The organism is Teichococcus vastitatis (assembly GCF_003604215.1).
Lineage (GTDB): Bacteria > Pseudomonadota > Alphaproteobacteria > Acetobacterales > Acetobacteraceae > Pseudoroseomonas > Pseudoroseomonas vastitatis.
In genome coordinates, this window is record NZ_QXGS01000050.1 from 1 (window position 1) to 17,071 (window position 17,071).

Here is a 17,071-nt window from a genome sequence, read left to right on the forward strand (position 1 = left end):
TCGGCCGTTTCCAGCCTCCCGCCGCGCGACAAGGCGATCGACCAGCCCAGGATCAGCAACACCAGAAGCGCGCCGGCCGCACCCAGCACCGGCCAGGATAATCCGAACAGGCCCGCCGGCCTTCCGCTGGTGGGCAGGCCATCGCTCCTGCCGCGCTGGTCATTCGCCATGATCTCGTCTCCCGGAGGTGTTGTATGTCCTGTACATAAGCCGCCGCGGCGATCGGCACAGGGAAGATTTGGCTACGAAAGCCGCGACGACTGGACGGAGGAGCAGAACCAATGCGTGAGGCTAGGGCCTCCTGGCACTCCCCGAGACATCATCCAGCATGCCGCACATCACCAAGCGTAAGCCGGCGGCGAAGGCAAATCGAGCACGTTCCTATGCTCGCCATCACTTATTGAAGAAAGATCGCCGATACCGGCCCGCCGCAGGTCAGCGCCTGCTGGGAGCAAGCCGGTGCTGAGTGGCCTGCGCGAGGTTCTGAAGGTGGTCGACGCTTCCAGATTGGCTTCGCCGGAACGGTTAGCGATGGAAGCGCGCTTCCCGTGCGGCGCGATAGAAACGGCGAGGAATTACCGTTCGAGATTGTGCTGACCTTGCCGGCGCTGCCGGTGTCGATCTCATGGGATCACGAGCAGGTGGTTGGTGGCGGCGCCCGATGTGCCGTGCTTTGCAACGTCTAGCGCGCATCGAAGGTCGGTCACCAGCACCATATTGTCCCACCGCCCGCCGCCGAGTGATCATCCCTGCCGCCCGATGGTTCGGGCCTGATCAGGCACGCTCCCCCAGCGCCAGGTCGAGAACGCGGGCGACATGCAGCGCCTCGCGTCCGGCTCCATCGTGGATCTGGTGGCGGCAACTGGTGCCATCTGCCACGATCAGCGCATCCGGCGCCGCTTGGCGCACCGCCGGCAGCAGTGACAGCTCGGCCATCGCCAGCGAGACGTCGATGGTTGCGGCGCCATATCCGAAGGCGCCGGACATGCCGCAGCAACTGGACTCAATCGGCCGGACGTCAAGGCCAGGAACAGCGCGCAGCACTGCCTCCACCGCGCCCATGGCGTCGAAGGCCTTCTGGTGGCAATGGCCGTGCAGATGCGCGACCCGCCCGGCCTGATTGGCCAGTGGCAACGCGGTGCGACCTGCCGTGATGTCCGCCGCCAGCAACTCCTCCAACAGCAACGCAGCACCGGCGAAGGGCTGGAGAAGCGGCTGGGGCAGCAGGGCGGTGAATTCGTCGCGGAAGCTCATGATACAGGAGGGCTCAAGGCCAACGATCCGCACGCCACGCTCCACGAAGGGCGACAGGGCTTCAATCGTGCGTCGTGCCTCGGCGCGAGCCTGATCCACCAACCCGGCGGAAAGAAAGGTGCGGCCGCAGCAGAGCGGGCGTCTGCCGGCAAGCGGTTCGACGCGGTGCAGGCGGTAGCCGCCGGCCTGGAGCACGCGCTCGGCGGCTTCGAGGTTCTCGCGTTCGAAGTAGCGGTTGAACGTGTCGCCGAAGAGGATGATGTCGCGGCCATCGCCCTGCACATCCGAGGGCATGGCAGGGCGACCGATCTCCCGCCAGGGTCTGCGCCAGACCGGCAGGGTGCGCCCGGCGCTGAAGCCGAGCCAGCGCTCACTGAGCGCGGCCAGGCCCGGGATCCGGTCGCGCAGGTTCATCAGCGGCGCGAGGCGCGCGGCCAGCGGCGCGTAGCGCGGAAGAAAGGCGATCAGCCGATCCTTCAGCGGCAGGCCATGCTTGGCGTGGTAATGATGCAGGAACTCGATCTTCATGCGCGCCATGTCCACGCCGGTTGGGCAGTCGCGCTTGCAGCCCTTGCAGGAGACGCAGAGATCGAGCGTTTCCTTCATCTCGGGCGAGGTAAAGGCATCCGGGCCGAGCTGACCGGAGATGGCGAGGCGCAGCGTGTTGGCGCGACCGCGCGTCACATGCTGTTCCTGCCGCGTGGCGCGGAAGGACGGGCACATGGTGCCACCGGCCAGCTTGCGGCAGGTGCCGTTGTTGTTGCACATCTCGACCGCACTGCCAAAGCTGCCCCATTCGGACCAATCCAGCGCGGGCGCCGCGGGAACCGGCGTGGCGTAGCCGGGCGGAAAGCGCATCAGGGCCCGGTCGTCCATCCGGTAAGGGCGGACGATCTTGCCGGGATTGAGATGGTTGCCCGGGTCGAAGCCGTCCTTCACCGCCTCGAAGGCACGGGTCAGCGGGGCGCCGAACATCGGCTCGACAAACTCCGAGCGCGAGATGCCATCGCCATGCTCGCCGGAGAAGGAGCCCTTGAACCGGCGGACAAGGTCGCAGGCTTCCTCGGCGATGGCGCGCATGGCCTGGGTGCCCGCCTCGGTCTTCATGTTCAGGATGGGTCGCACATGCAGGCACCCGACGGAGGCATGCGCGTACCAGGTGCCACGCGTGCCATGACGCGCGAAGAGGGCCGTGATGGCATCCGTGTAGTCAGCCAGGTACTCCAGCGGCACGGCGCAATCCTCGATAAAGGAGACCGCCTTTCCATCGCCCTTCATGGACATCATGATGTTGAGACAGGCCTCGCGCACCTCCCAGATCGGCTTCTGCCGGGCGGGCTCGACCACCTCCACCACGGCGTCGGGAAAGCCGTGATCGGCCATGCACTGGTCGAGGCGCTTCAGGTCGCGCTTCAGCAGGTCCAGCTCGTCCCCGGCGAACTCCACCAGCAGTAGGCAGTTTGGCTGGCCGCGGGTGATGTCGGCCAGGGTGCGAACAAAGAGCGGGATGTCGGCGCCGAGCACCAGGACGTTGTTGTCGACCAGCTCCACGGCGACCGGGCCGAGGGCCACGAGGTGCTGCGTGGTTTCCATGGCGGCGCGGAAGCTGGGGAAATGGCAGACGCCCATCACCCGGTGCTTCGGAAGGAGTGAAAGCTTCAACTTGGCTTCGGTGGTGAGCGCCAGCGTGCCCTCGGATCCGACCAGGAGGTGTGAAAGGTTGGGGTGCTCCGGCAGCAGCTCGTCGAGGTTGTAGCCACCGACGCGGCGCTGCACCTTGGGGAAGATGGCCTCGATCTCGGCGCGATGCCGGGCGGCGAGATCGAGCATGCGGGCCATCAGCGCATGGGCGCGCGGGGAACCATTATCGCCGTAGGATCCCTCCCCCAGCGCGAAGCCCTCGCCGTCGTGGAATATGGCCCGCAGGCCCAGCACATTGTCCACCATCTTTCCGTAGCGCAGAGAGCGCGCACCGGAGGAATTGTTGCCGGCCATGCCGCCTATGGTGCAGCGGCTGGCGGTGGAGGGCTCCACGGGGAAAAACAGCCCGTCCTTGCGCAGCCGTGCATTCAGCGTTTCCAGCACCATGCCAGGCTGCACGGTGATGCTGCGTGCCTCGGGGTCATAGTCGCGGATCGCATTGAGATGGCGGCTGCAATCGAGGATCAGGCCGTCACCGATCGGCTGGCCGTTCTGCGAGGTGCCTCCGCCGCGCGCGATAACAGGCACGCCATGCTCGGCAGCAATGCTGAGGGTGGCGGCGATGTCGGCTTCATGCCGGGGGAACACCACGCCCTGTGGCATGATCTGGTAGATCGACGCATCGGTGGCGAAGCGCCCCCGCGTGAAGGCATCGAAGCGGACCTCGCCCTCCAGCGCATGGGCGAGGCGGCGCTCCAGACCGAGATTGCGGCTGTAGCTGCGGGACGGGGCAAGATCGTTCATCGTGATCCTATTCGGCGGGTTCGGCCGAGGTGGAGCGGCGCAGCCTGGCGATGCCCTCGGTCACCGGGCCCCAGAGCAGCAGGACAAAGGCGATGACAACGAGCCCGCCCACCAGCCCATTGGCCCAGAACACCTCGAGCGAGCCGCCGGAGCCAAGCAGAGCCTGGCGAAAAGCGTCCTCGGCCCGGTCGCCCAGTACCAACGCCAGCACCATGGGTGCCAGCGGGTAATCGAGCTTCTTGAAGACATAGCCCACAAGGCCGAAGGCCAGCATGATCCAGATATCAAACACGGAATTGGAGATGGTGTAGGCGCCGATGGCACAGACGATCAAGATGACGGGCGCGACAAAGGAGAAGGGAATGCGCATCACGGCGGCAAAGAGCGGCACGGTCGCCAGCACGATGACCAGCCCCGCCAGGTTGCCCAGATACATCGAGGCGATCAGGCCCCAGACGAAATCCTTCTGCTCCACGAACAGCATCGGGCCAGGCTGCAGGCCCCAAACCAGCAGTCCGCCCAGCAGCACGGCCGCCGTGGCCGAGCCCGGGATGCCCAGCGCCAGCATGGGCAGCAGCGCGCTGGTGCCCGCCGCATGCGCCGCCGTCTCGGGCGCCAGCACCCCCTCCATCTCGCCCTTGCCGAACTGGGCGCCGCGCCGGGAGAAGCGCTTGGCCAAGCCGTAGCCCATGAAGGAGGCGGCGATGGCGCCGCCAGGGGTCACGCCCATCCACATGCCGACGATGGCCGATCGCAGCAGAGTGACCCAGTAGCGCGGCAGGGTGGCCCAGGTCCGCAGAACCACCTTCAGGTCGATCTTGGCGTGCTTGCCCTTGAAGACCAGTCCTTCCTCGGCGGTCAGCAGGATCTCACCGATGCCGAACAGGCCGATCACCACCACAAGGAAGTCGAAGCCGCGCATCAACTCCATGGAGCCGAAGGTCATGCGCAGGTCGCCGGAAATCGAATCCAGGCCGACGGCGGCGAGCAGGAAGCCGATGCACAGCGCCGCGATGATCTTGCCGCGGTTGTCGCGGCCCATGCCGACAAAGGAGCAGAAGGTGAGCAGAAAGACGGCAAAGAACTCGGCCGGGCCAAAACGCAGCGCAAACTCGGCAACCAAGGGCGCCACGAAGGTGATCAGCACGACGCCGGACAGGGCGCCGATGAAGGACGCGGTGAAGGCCGCCGTCAGCGCCTCGGCCGCGCGGCCCTGCACCGCCATGGGATAGCCGTCGAAGGTCGTGGCGACTGACCAAGCCTCGCCCGGAATGTTGAACAGGATGGAGGTGATGGCGCCGCCGAACAACGCACCCCAATAGATCGAGGAGAGCAGGATGATCGCGGAAACGGGTTCCATGCCGAAGGTGAGCGGCAGCAGGATGGCGACACCATTGGGCCCGCCCAGCCCCGGCAACACACCCACCACGATGCCAAGAATGACGCCTAGCGCCATGAAGCCGACATTGTGCCAGGACAAGGCCACCTGAAAGCCGCTCAGAAGCGAGGAGAAATCATCCATCCTGGTTCTCCTCAGTAGCCCAGTGCGGCTTCAAGCGGACCTTTCGGCAACGGTACGCGAAACTGCAGTTCAAAGATCCAGAAGCAGGCCATAGGCACGAGCACGGCCGCGAGCACCACGGACCACCAGCGCGCTTTGCCGGTGATCAGCATGAAGGCGATGATGAACAGCGCGGCCGCGACATAGAGGCCGAGCGGCGCGATCAGCGCCACGAACAGCACCAGCGGCGCCAGCACCCGGGCGACCTGGCCGAGTTGCCACCACGTGACAAAGGTCTCCGGCGGCCTGCGGACGGACTTCCAGAGCAGGTAGGCGGAGGCGGCCAGAAAGATCCAGCCGACACGGGCGGGAAAGAAGCCGTTCTGCGGCCCGCCATCCCAGCCCGCGCCGCGGCCATGAGAATCATACAGCACCAGCCCGGCAAGGCCGATCAGGCAGAGCGCCACGATGACCTCCACCGACCGGCGCGACAGGCCGCCTGGCTGATCCATTGTCTCGGTCGGCTGCGGCATGGGGATCCTTCCGGTCGATCGCGCCGCTACTTCGCCATGAAGCCGGCTTCAGTCATGAGTTGCTCGTGCTTCGCCTCATCGGCCTTGAGGAAGGCGGTGAAGGCCTCGCCATCGCGGTAATCCGGCACCAGGGCGTTGCGGGCCAGATACTCCTTCCATTCGGGGGTTTCTGACACCTTCTTGAACATGTCCACATAGAAGGCCTGCTGGTCCCGGGTCACGCGGCCGGGCATGAACATGCCGCGCAGCATCTGGTAGCTGACGTTCAGCCCCTGGGAAGCGCAGGTCGGTATGTCCGCCCAGCTCGCGCCTTCCGTGACCGGTTCGCTGTAGGTCATGGGTTTCTCGGCAAAGACGCAGAGCGGGCGAGTGGCGCCGCCGCGCCAGTTCGCCAGATCCTCGGCCGGGTTATTGGTGTTGGCCTCCACATGATTGCCGGAAAGCTGGGTGGAGGCCTGCCCCCCTGAGGTGTAGGGGATGTAGGCAAACTTGGCTCCGGCCCGCTTCTCCATGGCGAAGACGATCAGGTTGTCCTCGCGCTTGGAAGAGGTGCCACCGATCTTCAGCGGGAGGCTGGCCTTTCTGGCCGCGTCCAGGAAATCGGCGGCGGTCTTGTAGGGCGATCTGGCGTTCACCCAGAGCAGAAAGGAATCCTGCGCTATCATCGCGACGGGGGTGTAGTCGGTCCAGCTCAGCGGCAGCTTGGTGGCCATGGGCGTCATGAAGATGCCGCTGGAGGTGGTGATGAGCTTGTGCGCGTCGCCGGCCGATTTCTGGATGTCCAGCATGCCTTCGGCGCCCCCGGCGGCCGGCTTGTTCACCACGATGACGGGCTGGGTGGTGAATCGGTGCTTCTGGACGATGCCCTGGATGGTACGGGCCATCTGGTCGGAGGCGCCGCCGGCGGAGAAGGGCACGATAATCTCGACCGGCTTGCTCGGCTCCCAGGCCAGAGCGGGGGTGAGGGGCAGGAACGCAGCGCCGGCACCCAGCATGGCGGGGATGAGGGCGGCGAAAAGCCGTTGCGGCATCATCTTCGGTCTCCCTGGTCAACGCTCTGGCGGCGCTGTGCAGGAACCGTAGGCGCAATAGTTTTTGCATTCAATCAGGAAAGTGGAAGCGGCAAATCGACGCCGGATGCATCAGGGCTGGGCCTGGGCGGCCTTGAGCTTGTTACGCAGGTGCTGGAACAGGATATCAGACAATCCGCTTCCATCGCGGCGGCGCAGCGCGTCGAGCATGGCCTCATGCTCGCGCATCGCCTCGCCCCAGCGGTCACGATCCTTGGCCATGTTGGCCGAGTAGCGCACGCGGCGGATGCGGCCTGCGAGCCCGGCATAGGTCGCGGACAAGGTGGCGTTTCCGGCAGCCGCGACGATCATCTGGTGGATCGCCTGATTGCATTGGAAATAGCCATGCATCTCGCGCCGCAGGTAGAAGCGGTACATCTCGTGATGAACCTGCTCGATGGCGACTATTTCATCCTCCGAGATGCGCTCGCAGGCCAGGCGGCCGGCCAGGGCCTCCAGACCGCCCATGACGTCGAACAGCTCCCGCACGTCATCGGGGCGCAATTCGCGGATGCGCGCGCCACGGTTGGGCAACAGCTCGATCAGACCTTCGGCGGCCAACACCTTGAGGGCCTCGCGCAACGGCGTGCGGGAGATGTTGAAACGCTCGCACAGGGCGCGCTCAGGAACACGCGCGCCATCAGCCAGGTTGCCTTCGACGATGAAGTCGCGCAATGCCGCGAGCAACTCGTCATGCAGCGTGCCACCCGGCTTGGCGGGGGCCTTCGCGGGCGACGCCTCGGTCGCTCCCCTATCCAGTGAAGCGGTGTTCATCCCCTATCGCTACGGCCGCAGCGAGGTCCTGTCGAGCCATAATGCCTTCGATATGGCGGTTGAACTTCCCGAAAATGAATGCGAAACAGGTCGTGTCAGCCGCCAGGGCAAGACCTTCGGGAGGAGTTACGCAGCATGCAGGGCCGCCATTTTCTGCAGATCCCGGGGCCAAGCCCGGTTCCGGACCGCATCCTCCGCGCCATCGCCATGCCGGTCATCGACCACCGAAGCGCCGAGTTCGCCGAACTGGGCCGCGCTGTGCTCGAAGGGTGCAAGACCGTCTTCAGGACAACGCAGCCGGTGATCATCTATCCCTCCTCCGGCACCGGCGCGTGGGAAGCGGCGATCGTCAACACCCTCTCGCCCGGCGATACGGTGCTGATGGCGGAGACGGGCCATTTCGCGACACTCTGGCGCCAGATCGCCGCGAAGTTCGGCATCAAGGTCGAGTTCATCCCTGGTGACTGGCGGCGCGGCGCCGATCCGGCGGCGATCGGAGCGAAGCTGGCGGAGGACAAGGCGCACCGCATCAAGGCTGTGATGGTGGTGCACAACGAGACTTCGACCGGCGCCACCAGCCGCATCGCCGAGATCCGCCAGGCCATCGACGCCGCCGGCCATCCGGCGCTGTTCATGGTCGACACCATCTCCTCCCTCGCCTCGGTCGATTACCGGCATGACGAGTGGCGCGTCGATGTTACGGTTTCGGGCTCTCAGAAGGGGCTGATGCTGCCGCCCGGCCTCGGCTTCAACGCGATCTCGGAAAAGGCACTGACCGCCGCGAAGCGGAACACCTTGCCGCGCTCGTACTGGGACTGGCAGGAGATGCTGAAGATCAACAGCACCGGCTTCTTCCCCTACACCCCGGCGACCAATCTGCTCTATGGGCTGCGCGAGGCCATCGCCATGCTGCATGAGGAAGGGCTGGAGAATGTGTTCGCCCGCCATGAGCGTCTGGCGGCGGCCTGCCGCGCCGCGGTGAAGGCCTGGGGGCTGGAAATCTTGTGCGAGGAGCCGGCCGAACAGTCGCCCGTGCTGACCGGTGTGTTGATGCCGACCGGGCATGATGCCGACCGCTTCCGCGAGGTCGCGCTCAGGAACTATAACATCTCGCTGGGCTCGGGTCTGGGCAAGGTGGCGCGCAAGGTGTTCCGCATCGGCCATCTTGGTGAGTGCAACGCGCTGACGCTGCTGGGCGCGCTGGCGGGGGTGGAGATGGCGCTGGCCGATGCAGGGGTGCCGCACCGCACAGCCGGCGTAATGGCGGCCATGGCGTCGCTGCAGGGCAATGGCGGGCCCAGGATCGAGGCGGTCGCGTGATCTGCGCCTTCACTGAGGGCCGCCAAGCGCCACTTCCCCTATGATCTAGCGGGCGGCGCCCGGCTCCAACTGGCTCCTGAGGTGCCAGGCCATTGGGTGGAGCCGGCGCGTGCTGCTGATCAGTCGCGGCAGGACTGGATCCGATCGAAGACGGACGATCCCTTGCCGGATCAATCGCGTGAAGCCTCGCTGCCAGCCGGGTTCCTGTTGGTCCGAGGCAGCGCAGCGGTTCTTCCTCGCCAACGCGAGCCGCATCCTGTTGACCCTCTGGTGCCGCGCTGCCTAGCCTGTCCCCAAAGGAAAGAGGGAAGGAAATGGTCATGCAACGCCGCACACTCCTGGGGGGCGCCGGGCTCGGCGGGCTCGCCGCCATGCTGCCCTCGCTCGCCGCGCCCGCGCTGGGGCAGAACAGCCGTGCCGGCACCTTGCGCTTCGTGCCGCAGGCGAACCTCACGGCGCTGGACCCGATCTGGACCTCCGCCATCGTCACCCAGATCCACGGCTACCATGTCTACGATACGCTCTACGCGGTGAACGCCGCCCAGCGGCCGCAGCCGCAAATGGCGGAGGGACATACGGTGTCCGATGACGGACACGTCTGGCGCATCCGGCTGCGCGAGGGCCTGCGCTTCCACGATGGGGAGCCGGTACGCGCCGCCGATGCCGCCGCCAGCCTGGAGCGCTGGTCGAAGCGCGACCCCTTCGGCCAGTTGCTCGCCAAGGTGGTGGAGCGCTGGGCTGCGGCGGATGATCGCACGGTGGAAATCCGCCTCACGCGGCCCTTCCCTATGCTGCTGGACGCCCTCGCCAAGCCGGACGCCAATGTCGCCTTCATCATGCCGGAGCGGCTGGCGCGCACCGACGCCAACGCACAGGTGGGCGAGGTGGTGGGCTCCGGCCCCTACCGCTTCCTGGCAGACGAGTTCGTCGCCGGCAGCCGCGCGGCCTATCGCCGGTTCGAGGGCTACGTGCCGCGGCAGGAAGCGCCGGAATGGGGCAGCGGCGGCAAGGTCGCGCATTTCGAACGCGTCGAGTGGCACATTATGCCCGACCCCGCGACGGCCGCCGCCGCCCTGCAGGCCGGCGAGGTGGACTGGATCGAGCAGCCGCTGATCGACCTGCAGCCGGTGTTGAAGAGCAACCGCAACATCACCCTCGACACGCTGTTTCCCGCGGGCTTCATGAGCCTGATGCGGCTCAACCACCTGCAGCCGCCCTTCAACAAGCTGAAGGTGCGTCAGGCGGTGGCCCTGGCCGTCAATCAGTCGGACTACATGGCGGCCACGATCGGCGGCGACCAGAGCCTGTGGCGAGAGTGCCACAGCCTCTTTCCCTGCGGCACCCCCTACGGCACCGAGAACCTTTCCGAACTGAGCCGGCCACCGCGCGGCCTGGACCGGGCCAAGGCGGCGCTGGCGGAGTCTGGGTATGGCGGTGAGAAGGTGGTGATCATCAATCCCACCGACTTCCCACTGATCGGACCGCACGGCCATATCACCGCTGACCTGTTGCAGCGCCTCGGCATGAATGTGGAGCTGGCGGAATCCGACTGGGGCACGGTGGTTCAGCGCCGCGTCAGCAAGGAGCCGGTGGACAAGGGCGGCTGGAGCATCTTCCACACCTACGGCTCGTCCATGGCCTACAGCAATCCCGGCGTTTCCTCGCTGGTCAAGGGCAGTGGCGGCACGGGCTGGTTCGGCTGGTACGAGAGCCCGGCCGTCGAGGCGTTGATCCAGTCCTGGCTGGAAGCGCCGGAGGAGGCCGAGCGCAAGGCCCTCGCCGACCGCATCAACAAGTTGGCGCAGGACGAGGTCGGCACGATTCCGCTCGGCCAATTCGTGGCGCGCACCGCCTACCGCAGCAACCTCAGCGGCTTCGTCAAGGGCAGCATGCCCTATCCGTGGGGGGTTCGTCGCGCCTGAGGTGGCGCCCGCTCGCCGCCGTCATGCCGCGACGCGCCGCAGCCAGGCCCCGGCCTCGGCGAAGGCGCGGCCCGCGGCGCTGACATGGCCGGCCGCGCGCAGGAAGCCGTGTACCGTCCCGGGGAACGCCACCTCGCTCACGGCCACGTCGGCCTCGCGCAGCCGCGCCGCCATGGCGCGGTTCTCGCTTGCCAGCACGTCCAGCTCGGTCAGGGTCATGTGTACGGGCGGCAGGCCGCGCAGATCCGCGCGCAGCGGCGATGCGAAGGGGCTGTAGCGGTCGGCCTGCTGCGGCGCGTAGCAATCCCAATAGAAGCGCATCCGCTCCCGGGTTAGGCCGTAACCCTCGGCGAACTCGTGGTAGGAGGGCGTGTCGAAGCGGCAATCATAAACGCCGTAGTTGAGGAGCAGGCCGTGCAATCGGAGTTCCGGCGCCTGCTCCCGCAGCAGCAGGGCCGCGCCGAGAGCGAGGTTCGCTCCCGCAGAGTCGCCGCCCAGAACCAGGCGGCTCCCGTCGAGCCCCCACTCCTCGCCGCACGCGGCCAGCACCCGCATAACGCCGGCGCACTCCTCCAAGGCCTGCGGGAAGACCGCCTCTGGGCTCAGGGCGTAGTCTGGCCCCAGCACGGCGCAACCCGATGCGGCGGCGTATTCGCGCATGGTCCGGTCATGCGTGTCGATGCTGTTCCACACCCAGCCGCCGCCATGCAGGTAGACCAGCACCGGCAACGGGCCGGGGGCAGCTGTGGGGCGGTGCAGGCGGCAGGCCAGCCGACGGCCGCGCACCGGCAGCCAGAGTTCCCGGCTCTCCGCCATCTCCGGCCCGCCCGCCAGAGTGAGGTTCAGCGCGTCGTTGCTGGCCCGGGCGGCGTCAAAGGGGCGCTCCAGGCGGATCGGCGGGAAATCCCGCGCGCGTGCCTCCATCATGGCCTGGAAGGCGGCCATCTCCGGGTCCATGCGGGTGTCGTTCGGCGCGTCAGTCATGCGTAGGCTTCTCCAGCGGCTTCGGCTGGCCATTGAACCCCGATCCGCGGCCGGCGCAAACGCGGTAGCCGGGGCACTGCTCGCAGCGCGATACACCCGCGCCGGCCGAGCCGGTCAGGCCTCTGGGCATGATGGTGGCCGCCAGGCCGGCCCCATCGGCCGGTTCCATCGGCCAGCATTGCAGCAGGACCGCGCAGGGGTATCAAGGCGCTGATCAGCGCCCCGCTGACAGTCCGATGGAGCCCAAGGAACCGGCTTGCGCGCCCGAGGTGCAAAGAGCGGCACTGCCCCGAACTAGGGACATGAAGACGCACGAGGCATTCGGCAGAGCAGCCAGAGCTTTGCGCTGAAGAATGAGCGGATCGGGAGATCAGGAGGGTCGTCGGAGGCGGCCAGGAGGTACACATTATGGTACACCTGACGAAGTCGATCGCTACCCCCCCCCCGCAGACCAGGCAACGCCCCGCCGGGTCGGCGTGCGGGAGTTCCATAATCATCTGGCCGGGTTCCTGCACCAGGCCGAGCAGGGCCATTCGTTTGTCATCACCTCACGCGACCGGGTGCTGGCGGAGATCCATCCTCCAGCTCGCCCCTCATCATCGCGTCGGCCCGGAGCCCTTAAGGGTCGCATCCGCATCGGTCCTGAGCTCGACACCCTGCCGCCCGACATCCTGGATGCCATGGAAGGCGATGTCCTTTGAGGCTGCTGCTCGACACGCATGCCCTGCTGTGGTGGCTGGCCGATGATCCCCAACTGGGTGCGCGAAGCCGGTCCCTGATCGAGAACTCCGAGCACGAGGTACTGGTCAGCGTGGTATCGCTGTGGGAGATCGTGGTGAAGCAGCACGTAGGCACACTGCAGGCCGACGTACGGGAGGTGGCCGAGGCTGCTTCGGCCCAGGGCTTCGAGTTGCTCGGCCTGCACCTGCAGAATCTACAGGTGCTGCAGGATCTCCCCAGCCACCATCGTGATCCCTTCGATCAGCTGTTGATCGCACAGGCGATCGTCGAGCAAGCCGTCTTCATGACCGCGGATCAGCAGGCCGGACGCTATCCTGCCGAGTTGGTCAACGCCGTCACCTACCGGCGTGGCTCGGACCGACTCGGACCCCTCCCCTTCAGCAGGGCGGTCAGTTCAGGGCCGCAACCGAGGCGGTGTGGAGGCCGAGATCAGCCCAGAGCGATCGACATCAGGAAGCGGACCGGGTCGTCGTGGCAAGTGGTCCGCGGAAACCGGACCAAAGTGGCCCTCGAGGGGTCAGCAGAAGACGGGTAAGGCGTGAGCTCCTTGTTGGTCGGGTGACATGCCGGTTTTCCACGGGCTCTCAGCATTTCCCATCACCCCCACCGATGAACGTGGGCGCGTGGACATCGCTGCGCTGGCCGTGCTGCTGCGGCCGCTGGAAGCAGCGGGGGTGGATTCAGTTGGATTGCTCGGCAGCACCGGCACCTACGCCTATTTGACCCGGGCGGAGCGGCGGCAGGCCATCGACGCAGCCGTGGAGTGCCTGGGGGGCCGCGTGCCGCTCATCGTAGGGGTCGGTGCCCTCCGCACCGATGACGCCCAGGTTCTTGCACGGGATGCTCAGTCGGCCGGAGCGAACGGATTGCTGCTGGCGCCCGTCTCCTACACACCGCTGACCGACGAGGAGGTGTTTCAGCACTTCACGGCCGTGGCGGCGGCCACCGACCTGCCAATCTGCATCTACAACAATCCCGGCACGACGCATTTCACCTTTAGCGACGAACTCGTGGCGCGCCTCGCCAAGGTGCCCGGCATCGTTGCCGTGAAGAACCCCGCTCCGGCACCTGGCGAAGCAAAGCAGGTCGTGACGGCCCTGCGTGACCGGGTGCCGGCGGAGTTCGCGATCGGCTACAGTGCCGACTGGCACTCGCCGGATGCGATCCTGGCCGGCGGCGTGGCCTGGTACAGCGTGATCGGCGGCCTCCTGCCCCGACCGGCCCTGGCTCTGATGCGGGCCGCCCAGGCGGGCAACGAGGCGGAAACGCAGCGGCTCAACGCGGCCTTCGCGCCGCTCTGGGACCTCTTCAAGCGGCATGGAAGCCTCCGGGTGGTCTATGCGGCCGCAAACCTGATGGGGCTGACGGACGCACAGCCTCCACGGCCGATCCTGCCTCTCGGCATGGCAGAACGCGGGCATATCGAGCGAGCACTCGCCACGCTGGATTCCTGATCAGGGCGAGGACGATCTGCGCTGCATTGTTGCTCCCGCGATACCTCCTGGTCCGGGCGGCAGGCGGTGCTGGTGTCCGCGTTACCGCGACTGCTCCAGAACATAGACATGCGGCGCCTCATCCGGCAGCGTCTCGGGCGCCAGCTCCAACACCGGGCCGCCGATACGGGTCACTCTTTCGACGGGAATGCGCTCGAGGAACCGCTCGACGGGCTCGATCTTCAGCACGCCACGCGGACTGAAATAATGCATGGGAATGATGACGCGCGGCCTGATCGCCCTGATCGCCTCGTCCAGGTCGTCGAGCGCAATGGTCGCGTGTTCACCCACGAGCGCCAGCAGAAGATCGACTTCACCATGGAGCGCCTCCAGGTGCTCAGGCGCGACAGGGTTGCCGATGTCGCCCATATGCAGCACACGCAGGCCGCCCAAGGTGAAGTGGTAGAGGGCGTTGGCATCGGGGTCCCGCCCGGCCGCCGTCTGGAAGTCAAAGGTCAGACTCTCATAGGCCGGAAACGGACGGATCGTGAGTCCGAGCACCTGCTTGCCGCCTGGTGGCAAGTCCAGCGCATTGATGATGACTGGCGTACCGATCACATGGCTCGGGTCAGAATGGAAATCGTCCGTCGCCGAACTCATGATCACAAGATCGGCGGGCTCCCCGATGGGATCGAAGCCACTTCTGCCTGGCTTGTAAGGGTCGGTGACGAGTGCCAATCCGTCCGCTTCCAGGCGGAAGCTCGCATGCGCATAGAAGGTGATCTTCAAGTGTGCGTCTCCTCGATGAGCAACGAACGTTGGAGGTGGTCCGGGCACCTTGGTGCTGGGCGCCATTGTTGAGGACCCTGAACGGTTATCGGTGCTCAGTCACCGGTGGCCTGCAGAATCGGAGTCCCGCTGCGCAGCCGGTCGCAGCATCAGGAGCAGCCAGAGGTCGGGGAAGCGCCAACGGATCATCGGACGTCATCGCCTGGTTAACCGCATCTGGCCCTTTGCCATGCGTCATGAGCTTCGGCTAAACATCCAACGAACCTCCTGCACTCGCTTATCTCCTCATTGACTTAAGGCTCTTCAGCGCCGCTGACAGGCATTGGTCCACGTCAGGACGCGGACTGCTGCACGAAGGTGGTGAAGGCCGTCAGTTGCCCGGCGATGAAGTCTCGCGTGGCGGCATCGGTCAACTCCGGCACAGCCCCGGTGACCTTTCCGGTAACCTGCCCCACCATCACCTCTGGCTTGTTGAGGACATGTGCGTCCAGAAAGACCAGGATCTGGCGGAGATGATATTGAGCCCTCGCGCCGCCAATTGCGCCGGGCGATGCTGTCACAATCGCGACGGGCTTGCCGGCGATAGGTTGTGGCGACAGCCGAGAAAGCCAATCTAAGGCATTCTTCAGCACGCCGGGAACTGAGTAATTGTATTCCGGCGTTACAAAGATCAACCCATTGGCCGATTTGATTTGCTCAGCCATTGCCAGAGCCGCAGGCGGGAAACCTTCAGCCTGCAGGTCAGCGTCATACAGTGGGAAGTCGCCGAGGGAGCCTAAGGTGCTGATTGTCACCCCCTCAGGCGCCAGAGACGGCAGCGCACGGGCGATCGCGGCGTTGAAAGATGCCTTCCGCAGGCTGCCCAGCATTGTCACGAAATGAAGCGTCTGGTCACTTGCCATGATGTTCTCCGGCTGGTTTGGCGTGGTCGGCGCGGGGAAACAACCGGAATCAGCGCTGCCCAGGCAGGGTCGGCTCGCGCTGCCGATCGCTTCGCATGCTGGTCGTTCAAGGGTCGGCGACGGTTGCCTCCACCATCAGACAGGGCAGTGGGAGGATAGAGGAAAACCGAACAACCGCGTATCGCCTCGGCAGCCATGAGCTTGCGCGTGGACAGCGCCACCTCCCGTCTGACGGCCCCGTTACCGCCCACGATACTGGCTCCCTGAAACAGGCCACAGCCGCTTACCCTAGAGCCCGTCCGCCGCCTCAGATCTCAAGATCCATTTCAAGGCATCACAAACCCGGCGGCGTCCGCAGCGGCGCACGGGCTTCGCTTGGGGGCGAGGGAGCGATGGGCGGGGCCAGCATGGGCCAAGGCCGGCGCGCCCACCCTGCTGTGCCTGTTCCGGCAGGGCGAGCTGCAGCCGCGCAGCTTGCCCGGGCGCGACAAGCTGCCGGGCCTTCCTGACGTTCCGGCGCCCTGGAGATACCGAACCTGGTTTCCGGCGACATGGCCAATCCACATGGGCCCTTCGCACCCGCTAGACAACCGGTTCCAATCCTGGAGCACCATCGCCCTGCTACCAAGCCTGCAGTTCGTCACCTTCAGCCTTGAACGTGCTGCTGGAGCCGCGTTGATCGAAGCTGCCCTCTAGCCCGTCCGGCCCTTGCCAACGACCCTAGGCTTCTCGAAAATCACCGGCTCCTGCGGCGTTCCGTCATTCGTCATCGCGTGCTGGAGGAAGGTGGGGATACCGGGTGGCAGGATAGTCTCATGTCGTGCCGCCTCGATGAAGATGTGCTTCGCATTGCCGCCGCCGATCTGCAACCAGTTCGGGTCGTCGAAAGTTCCCGCGTACACGCCACAAGAGGCTTCGAACCTCTCGAACGTCATGTAGAGCTTCGTTCCGCACGATGCGCAAAAATGGATGTGAACAAGCTTGCCGCTACCCTCAGACCGATGATCGTATATCGAGGAGCGGCCCCGGGTCACACGCAAGTCAACCACGCGAAAGATCGGCTCGACCATGTAGGCCGAGCCCGTCGCACGCTGGCAAAAATGGCAATGGCAGGTCGTGACGCGGAGAGGATCAGCTATCGTCTCATAACGCACCCTGCCACAGAGGCATCCGCCTTTGTGAACGCCCATGCCAGCCTCCCTGTTATACGAGCTGCACCGCCCCAGTTTGCGCAAGAACGTTACCGAACTGCGGTCAAAAAAGCACCGGAAACATGCGCCGCTTGCTATGGGCGGCCCACCTGTCCTGGCTCCGTTTCGACCTAGAGTCCTGATCGCGAAATTCCTAAGATCATGGGAATGGTGGTAGGAGGCAGCGATGGGCAAACCTGCGGTGTCGCTTGC

General features: G+C 65.9%; 13 protein-coding genes. 4 read left to right on the plus strand and 9 right to left on the minus strand.

The window, feature by feature from the left end:
- Nucleotides 1-774 precede the first annotated feature (774 nt).
- From D2K64_RS21210 to D2K64_RS21230, 5 genes are all read right to left on the minus strand, one after another.
- The gene (locus tag D2K64_RS21210; RefSeq protein WP_120010368.1) at nt 775-3,699 is read right to left on the minus strand and encodes an FAD-binding and (Fe-S)-binding domain-containing protein; all 2,925 of its coding nucleotides are present in this window, start codon (nt 3,697-3,699) and stop codon (nt 775-777) included.
- A 7-nt stretch (nt 3,700-3,706) separates the two neighbouring features.
- On the minus strand, nt 3,707-5,221 hold the full coding sequence (locus D2K64_RS21215; protein ID WP_120010369.1) for a tripartite tricarboxylate transporter permease: 1,515 nt from the start codon (nt 5,219-5,221) through the stop codon (nt 3,707-3,709).
- A gap of 11 nt (nt 5,222-5,232) precedes the next feature.
- Nucleotides 5,233-5,733, minus strand: coding sequence for a tripartite tricarboxylate transporter TctB family protein (locus tag D2K64_RS21220; RefSeq protein ID WP_120010370.1), 501 nt, complete (start codon nt 5,731-5,733; stop codon nt 5,233-5,235).
- 26 nt (nt 5,734-5,759) lie between these two features.
- Nucleotides 5,760-6,764, minus strand: coding sequence for a Bug family tripartite tricarboxylate transporter substrate binding protein (locus tag D2K64_RS21225; RefSeq protein WP_202910782.1), 1,005 nt, complete (start codon nt 6,762-6,764; stop codon nt 5,760-5,762).
- Between the two features lie 111 nt (nt 6,765-6,875).
- On the minus strand, nt 6,876-7,577 hold the full coding sequence (locus tag D2K64_RS21230; protein WP_120010371.1) for a GntR family transcriptional regulator: 702 nt from the start codon (nt 7,575-7,577) through the stop codon (nt 6,876-6,878).
- A gap of 135 nt (nt 7,578-7,712) precedes the next feature.
- On the opposite strand from D2K64_RS21230, the gene D2K64_RS21235 reads away from it, so the two are divergent.
- Entirely contained in the window at nt 7,713-8,897 is a 1,185-nt protein-coding gene (locus D2K64_RS21235) for a pyridoxal-phosphate-dependent aminotransferase family protein (protein ID WP_202910783.1), read from the plus strand.
- A 320-nt stretch (nt 8,898-9,217) separates the two neighbouring features.
- Nucleotides 9,218-10,819 (plus strand): ABC transporter substrate-binding protein, encoded by a 1,602-nt coding sequence (locus D2K64_RS21240; RefSeq protein ID WP_120010381.1) that lies wholly within the window; start codon nt 9,218-9,220, stop codon nt 10,817-10,819.
- Nucleotides 10,820-10,840: 21 nt separating this feature from the next.
- Here the strand turns inward: D2K64_RS21240 and D2K64_RS21245 are convergent, their stop codons facing one another.
- On the minus strand, nt 10,841-11,803 hold the full coding sequence (locus tag D2K64_RS21245) for an alpha/beta hydrolase fold domain-containing protein (protein ID WP_120010373.1): 963 nt from the start codon (nt 11,801-11,803) through the stop codon (nt 10,841-10,843).
- 697 nt (nt 11,804-12,500) lie between these two features.
- Here D2K64_RS21245 and D2K64_RS21255 point away from each other — a divergent pair.
- A complete protein-coding gene (locus D2K64_RS21255) occupies nt 12,501-13,079 on the plus strand; it encodes a type II toxin-antitoxin system VapC family toxin (RefSeq protein ID WP_120010375.1) in 579 nt (192 codons plus the stop codon).
- Between the two features lie 28 nt (nt 13,080-13,107).
- The gene (locus D2K64_RS21260; RefSeq protein ID WP_120010376.1) at nt 13,108-13,998 is read left to right on the plus strand and encodes a dihydrodipicolinate synthase family protein; all 891 of its coding nucleotides are present in this window, start codon (nt 13,108-13,110) and stop codon (nt 13,996-13,998) included.
- Between the two features lie 81 nt (nt 13,999-14,079).
- Here D2K64_RS21260 and D2K64_RS21265 read toward each other — a convergent pair whose 3' ends face one another.
- From D2K64_RS21265 to D2K64_RS21275, 3 genes are all read right to left on the minus strand, one after another.
- Nucleotides 14,080-14,766 carry an MBL fold metallo-hydrolase gene (locus tag D2K64_RS21265; protein WP_120010377.1) on the minus strand — a complete coding sequence of 229 codons (687 nt, stop codon included), beginning with the start codon at nt 14,764-14,766 and terminating at the stop codon, nt 14,080-14,082.
- A gap of 332 nt (nt 14,767-15,098) precedes the next feature.
- Nucleotides 15,099-15,668 carry an NADPH-dependent FMN reductase gene (locus tag D2K64_RS21270; RefSeq protein ID WP_120010378.1) on the minus strand — a complete coding sequence of 190 codons (570 nt, stop codon included), beginning with the start codon at nt 15,666-15,668 and terminating at the stop codon, nt 15,099-15,101.
- A gap of 692 nt (nt 15,669-16,360) precedes the next feature.
- Nucleotides 16,361-16,858 carry a GFA family protein gene (locus tag D2K64_RS21275; RefSeq protein WP_202910784.1) on the minus strand — a complete coding sequence of 166 codons (498 nt, stop codon included), beginning with the start codon at nt 16,856-16,858 and terminating at the stop codon, nt 16,361-16,363.
- Between the last annotated feature and the right edge of the window lie 213 nt (nt 16,859-17,071).